Annotated in this window: 2 protein-coding genes and 3 pseudogenes; 2 read left to right on the plus strand and 3 right to left on the minus strand. The window is 27.0% G+C overall.

From position 1 onward, the window contains the following. Nucleotides 1-287: pseudogene (locus BN1173_RS04645) on the minus strand (nicotinate phosphoribosyltransferase); the annotation flags it as partial. A gap of 170 nt (nt 288-457) precedes the next feature. On the opposite strand from BN1173_RS04645, the gene zwf reads away from it, so the two are divergent. Then, nucleotides 458-1,891: a glucose-6-phosphate dehydrogenase gene (zwf, locus tag BN1173_RS03265; protein WP_014696466.1), complete on the plus strand. Its 1,434-nt coding sequence runs from the start codon at nt 458-460 to the stop codon at nt 1,889-1,891. A 915-nt stretch (nt 1,892-2,806) separates the two neighbouring features. Next, the gene (locus BN1173_RS03270; RefSeq protein WP_012538379.1) at nt 2,807-4,132 is read left to right on the plus strand and encodes a Na+/H+ antiporter NhaC family protein; all 1,326 of its coding nucleotides are present in this window, start codon (nt 2,807-2,809) and stop codon (nt 4,130-4,132) included. Between the two features lie 31 nt (nt 4,133-4,163). Here BN1173_RS03270 and BN1173_RS03275 read toward each other — a convergent pair. Continuing rightward, nucleotides 4,164-5,215 (minus strand): annotated as a pseudogene (locus tag BN1173_RS03275) (ABC transporter substrate-binding protein). A 17-nt stretch (nt 5,216-5,232) separates the two neighbouring features. Next, a pseudogene (locus BN1173_RS03280) lies at nt 5,233-5,757 on the minus strand (ABC transporter permease); the annotation flags it as partial. Between the last annotated feature and the right edge of the window lie 35 nt (nt 5,758-5,792).

Below are 5,792 nucleotides of genomic sequence, written 5' to 3' on the forward strand. Positions count from 1 at the left end.
ATTAAATAATATATAATACTATTTAATTTAAATGTCAAGATTTTACAATAAATTTTTTCATNNNNATAGTTAAGGCTTTCTAGGTATTCAATCTCTTCTTTGTTAAAGTGTAATTCTTTTAAGATATTAATTAGTGTGTGGATTCCTGATAGAATTATATATCCATTATTAAATGGTGTTTTTCTGAAAAACATTTCAAATTTTGCTTTTGGATTGATACTTTTTGTAAAGTAAGCATTCATCATTGATAGTTCATAAAAGTCTGTAAAGAGTGATAAATTATTCATTGTTTTACATTATACACCAAGAGATATTTGATTTGTGTGTTTTATACTGTCTATTTTAATCAACTTTTTGGTTGGATTAAAAGTAAATAAACTATTAGTATCTAAAATGGGATTATTTAAATGGTTTTTAATATAGCAATAATAGTATAATTACTTGTTGGAGCTGTTTTATGAGTGGAAAGAATGTATCTAATTTTGATGTTGTAATTTTTGGTGTTACTGGTAATTTGGCTAGAAAAAAACTTATTCCTTCGCTTTTTAATTTATATAAAGATGGTTATATTAGTAATTTTAGAATTATTGGATTTGCACGCAAAAATTTTACCGATGAAGAACTTAAAAATTATATTAAGGACGCTTTGTGGCAAGAAGAGTTTACTGCTTTGGTTGATAATTTTTTACAATTTGTTATTTATTTATCAGGAGATTTTAGAGATAAAAATGCTTATTTGAAATTATTATCTCTTTTGAGTAATAGAGAGAAAATATATTATCTTGCAACATCTCCTGAATTTTATGAATCGATAATTGAAAATTTAAAGTTGTATTTATGTGATGATACTTCATATTTATCTAAGATTATTCTTGAGAAACCTTTTGGCAGTGATCTTGATACTGCTAGGTTTTTAAATTCTCTTCTCTATTCTGTATTTAAAGAAGAGCAAATTTATAGAATAGATCATTATTTAGGGAAAGAAACAGTTCAGAATATTTTTACATTTAGATTTGGGAATTCTATTTTTGAGAATATTTGGAATAATCGTTATGTAGATTTTGTTCAAATTACAGTAGCAGAAGAAATTGGTATTGATGGTAGGGCTGAATATTATGATTCTGTTGGAGCATTAAGGGATATGGTTCAAAATCATATTTTGCAGCTCTTAAGTCTTATTGCTATGGAACCCCCTATTGGGTTTAATGCTGATTTTATTCATGATGAAAAGGTTAAAGTTTTGAAAAGTTTAAGAAAGTTTAATCAAGATACTATGAAAGATAATATTATTAAAGGTCAATATGTGTGTTCTAAAGTACAAGGTGTTTCTAGAAAGGGATATAGGAAAGAAGCTAATTTTTTGTGTAATTCAGATACGGAAACCTATTTGGCTATGAAATTATTTATTGATAATTGGCGTTGGTCTGGTGTTCCTTTTTATATTAGAACAGGAAAAGCACTTGTTAGAAAATTTTCAGAGATATATATTCAGTTTAAAAAGCCTGATTTCACTATTTTTAATGCTGGACTAGCTAATCTTGCAAATGCTTTGGTTTTTAGAATACAACCGAGAGATGGAATTGAAATTAAATTTAATACTAAAAAACCAGGTTATAATTATGAGATTCAAGAAGCTAATATGGAATTTTCTTATCATGCTTCATTTAATAAATTTTTTGGTGAGTCTTATGAGAGATTACTTTTTGATGCCTTTTTAGGTGATAGAACTTTGTACGCTCGTAACGATGAGATTGATAGTTCTTGGGAATTTGTATCAGATATTCTTGATAAATGGGGGAATATAGAGAATATGAATTATTTTTATGGATCTGAAGGACCAATTGAAGCCAATTTGATATTAGAAAAGGATCATTTTTGGCGTAAAATGTAATTATATATGGAATTTACTATCTTGAAGTAATAATTTTATATGATTAGTTAAATCTCTCTATAGCAATAATTTTTAGATTTAATATTAATTTTTTAATTAAAGGCCATTAATATTTGTTTTATGCTATAATATTAGAAATATATATCTAGAGTTGATTATTTGTTTTTAGGATTTTATTAGGGTTTATTGATTATGAAGTTAGGTGTAGTTTTGTTAAATTTTGATTCTTTATCAAAATGGGTATTATTGTAATTCTTTAATATTTTTAATCTTAAGGTATATATTAATTTCATATGAATTGTTTTTATTCATGTTTGAATTATTTGTTTTACTTTTTCTTGGATGGGAGATATTGCAGGGAAATATTTATAGATATATTGAAATTTGATATAGATTTGTGATCCTTTATATCTTATGCAAGCTTATTCAAATAGCTAGAGGAAACGTTGTAAGTCTGAGTTATGATCTAGATGTTATTGAAGGGCACACTTTTATTATGATGAATAAATAAATGGTTAGAGTAAATTGTTAAGATTGAGGATGGGATGGTGACTTGACAAGGTTTGTATAATGATCATTTTGTTTTGTTATAGTGAGATAATATTTTCTTATTTGTTAACATGTTTGTAGTAAGAAGACAAGGTGATATTTATTGATAATATTTCTTATTGATATGAGTTATTCTTTCTAAGAAGTGTTTATTTGCATTTTACAGGTCTCAAATTTTTATTAGGTAATTATAGTTTTTATTTATTAATTGTTTTTATGATTTTACTTATAGTTTATTTTGAGATAGATAAAGATATTTTTTGATTTTTTACTAAAAATTAAATTTATTGAGATTTCTTAAAATTAAAAAAGAAAGAGATCTAAATAGTAATTTACATCAATTTGTGGATTATATAGGGGGTTAAAATGAACACAGATAGTCATATAAAACCAAACTTTTTTGGGCTTGTTCCTTTTCTTGTTTTTATTGTTGTGTATGTAGGAACAGGAATAGTTTTAGAGATTCAAGGTGTAGAGATGGCTTTTTATCAAATGCCACCAATAATTGCTATGTTATTAGCTGTTGTCACGGCATTTCTTTTATTTAAAGGTTCATTTATAGATAAATTGAATGAATTTGTTGAAGGGTGTGCACAGAATGATATTATATTTATATCTTTTATCTTTATGATTTCAGGTGCTTTTTCTGCTGTTTGTAAAGAAATAGGTAGCGTTGAAACTGTGGCAAATATTGGTCTTAAATATATACCTGCCAATTTATTAGTAGCTGGAATATTTTTAATATGTCTTTTCCTCTCTACAGCAACAGGTAGTTTTCTTGGAACTGTTGTTGCTATTACCCCAATTGGATTTGAGATAGCGGATAAGAGCGGCATTCCATTGCCAGTGGTTGCAGGAGCTGTTCTTGGAGGTGGTGCTTTTGGTGATAGTATGTCTTTAATCTCAGATACAACTATTATTGCAAGTCGTACCCAGGGAGTCAAAATTATAGATGTTTTTAGAAATGGTGCTTTTTTTACATTTCCTGCATCTATTTTATCAACCGTAGCATTTGCTATTTTAGGTTCTTATATGAGTGGTATTGGTGCTGAGTTTGAACTTGGTGATATAAATTATTTTAAAGTAATTCCTTATCTTTTTGTTATGATTTTTGCATTCTTAGGAGTAGATGTTTTTTTAGTTTTATTTTTTGGAATATTGATTGCTGGATTTATTGGTATTGTTAATGGTGATTTAACTTTGCTTTTAATGGCTCAAAAGATTAATGAGGGACTTTTGGACTTAAGTGAGATGCTTATTATTGTTATTTTTACAGGTGGAATTTCTTATATGACTATTAATCATGGAGGTTTTGAGTGGATTTTAACCAAATTAAAATATTTAGCTAGATGTAGAAGAAGTGCTGAATTTACAATTACTTTTTTAATAATTATGGTAACAGGATTTTTATCAAATAGTGGTCTTGCAATTTTAGTTAATGGGACTGTTACTAAGGGAATATCTGAGGCCAATTCTGTTTGCCCTAAACGTTGTGCAGCATTGCTTTCAATTTCTTCTTGTGCATTAATTGGTGCGTTGCCATATGGAATGCATATGATAAGTGTTATGAATATTGCAAAGGGAGCCATATCTCCACTTGATATTATGCCATTTTTGTTTTATCAGGTTTTTTTAGGTATTATTATTATTTTTTCTATAGCCTTTTTTAAATTGAAAAAAATCAGTTTTTAAATTTAATAGGCACTTTTTTAAAGTGCCTATGTTAAGATGATATTTCTACATATATTCTCATTTGTTCTTCTTTCACTTTTTTAGGTATTCTTTTAAATACTTCATGTTTTGAAAAATTTTTTGGAACAAATCTATCATCCAAATATAGCTTCATTTCAGGTTTATTTGTTGCTTCTGATTTTAGTCTTTTAAGAACATTTTTATTTGGAGAATTATATTTTGTTTCTTCAAAGTTAGCATAAGATGCTTTGTTTTCATAAAGAAAATTTATGAATTTATAAGCAAGCTCTTTGTTGGGTGCGTCTGATGGAATTGCAAGGACATCAAACCAAAGGTTTGTACTATTAGGTGTGTAAAAATCTAAATTTGGATCTTTAAGCATAGCATCTATGGCTTCTCCGCCCCATGTTAGTTGAATAGATGCTTCACCGTTTAGCATTAGTGATTTTGCAGCAATATCTGAGAAATAGCCTACTACTAAGGAGACTTGGTTTTTTAATAGTTTTTCAGCTTCTTTTATGATAGGTATGCTGTGCTCATTTAATGAATAACCAAGTTTTTTAAGTGCAACCCCGATATTTTCTTTTGGAGAATCTAACATTGCAATTTCTTTTTTATATTTTTCATTAAATAATATATCAAATTCATTCATATCATTTATATCAATTTTATTTTTATGATAAAGTATTCCTAGTACTCCCCAAAAAATAGGCACGGAATAAAGGTTTCCAGGGTCATATTCTAGGTTTTTTAAGTAATCTACATATAATTTTTTTTACATTTGCGTAGTTTTGAATGATCTAAAAGTTCAATTTTGTTTTCATCTCTTAAATCGCCAATAAGATATTCTGATGGAACTATGATGTCATAATAATTTTTTGTGCTATTAAATTTTGCCATCATTTCTTCCGTATTGTTGAAACAGTCATAATTTATTTTTACATTATGTTCTTTTTCAAATTGAGCTAATAAATTTTCATCAATATATTCTGCCCAGTTAAGGATATTTAGAACATTTTGTTTTTTTTGTGAGGAACAAGACACAATAATTAAAATTATTATAAGTATTAAAACTTTTTTCAAAATCAAACTCCTTTTAATTAAATTTCTGTATCTACCGTTAATTTTTTAATTCCTACGCATTTATTGATAATGAATAAAAGACTAAGTATTACGAAAAATAGTATGGAGGAAATGGCATTAATTATGGGTTTGATTCCTCTTTTAGTTAAAGAATTTATTAATATTGATAAATTATTAAATCCTTGCCCTGTTGTAAAAAATGATATTAAAAAATCATCAACTGATAACGTAAATGCAATAAGTCCCCCTGTTGCTATACTTCCAAGTATTTCTGGGAGTATTATGTTTGTAAAAATTTGGGTTTCTGATGCTCCTAAGTCACGAGCTGCATCAATGATATTGTCTGAGAGAGAATATAGCTTGGGTAGAATTATTATTATTATATAAGGTGTTGAAAAGATTATATGTGACATTAACATTGTAGAGAATCCTAGTTGTATTTTGATTAAAGAATAAAATGTCATTAAACTAATTCCTGTTACAATGTCAGGATTAATTATTGGTATTTTATTTATTGATAGGAGTATAGTTTTTATTTTTTTAATTTAGAGGGGAGAGAGAATGTGAACTATTAATT

Source organism: Borrelia crocidurae, from assembly GCF_000825665.2.
GTDB classification, from domain to species: Bacteria; Spirochaetota; Spirochaetia; order Borreliales; family Borreliaceae; genus Borrelia; species Borrelia duttonii.

Coding starts and splice junctions, on each gene's coding strand:
- zwf (WP_014696466.1), top strand. CDS start 458: ATGAGTGGAAAGAATGTATCTAATTTTGATGTTGTAATTTTTGGTGTT.
- BN1173_RS03270 (WP_012538379.1), top strand. CDS start 2,807: ATGAACACAGATAGTCATATAAAACCAAACTTTTTTGGGCTTGTTCCT.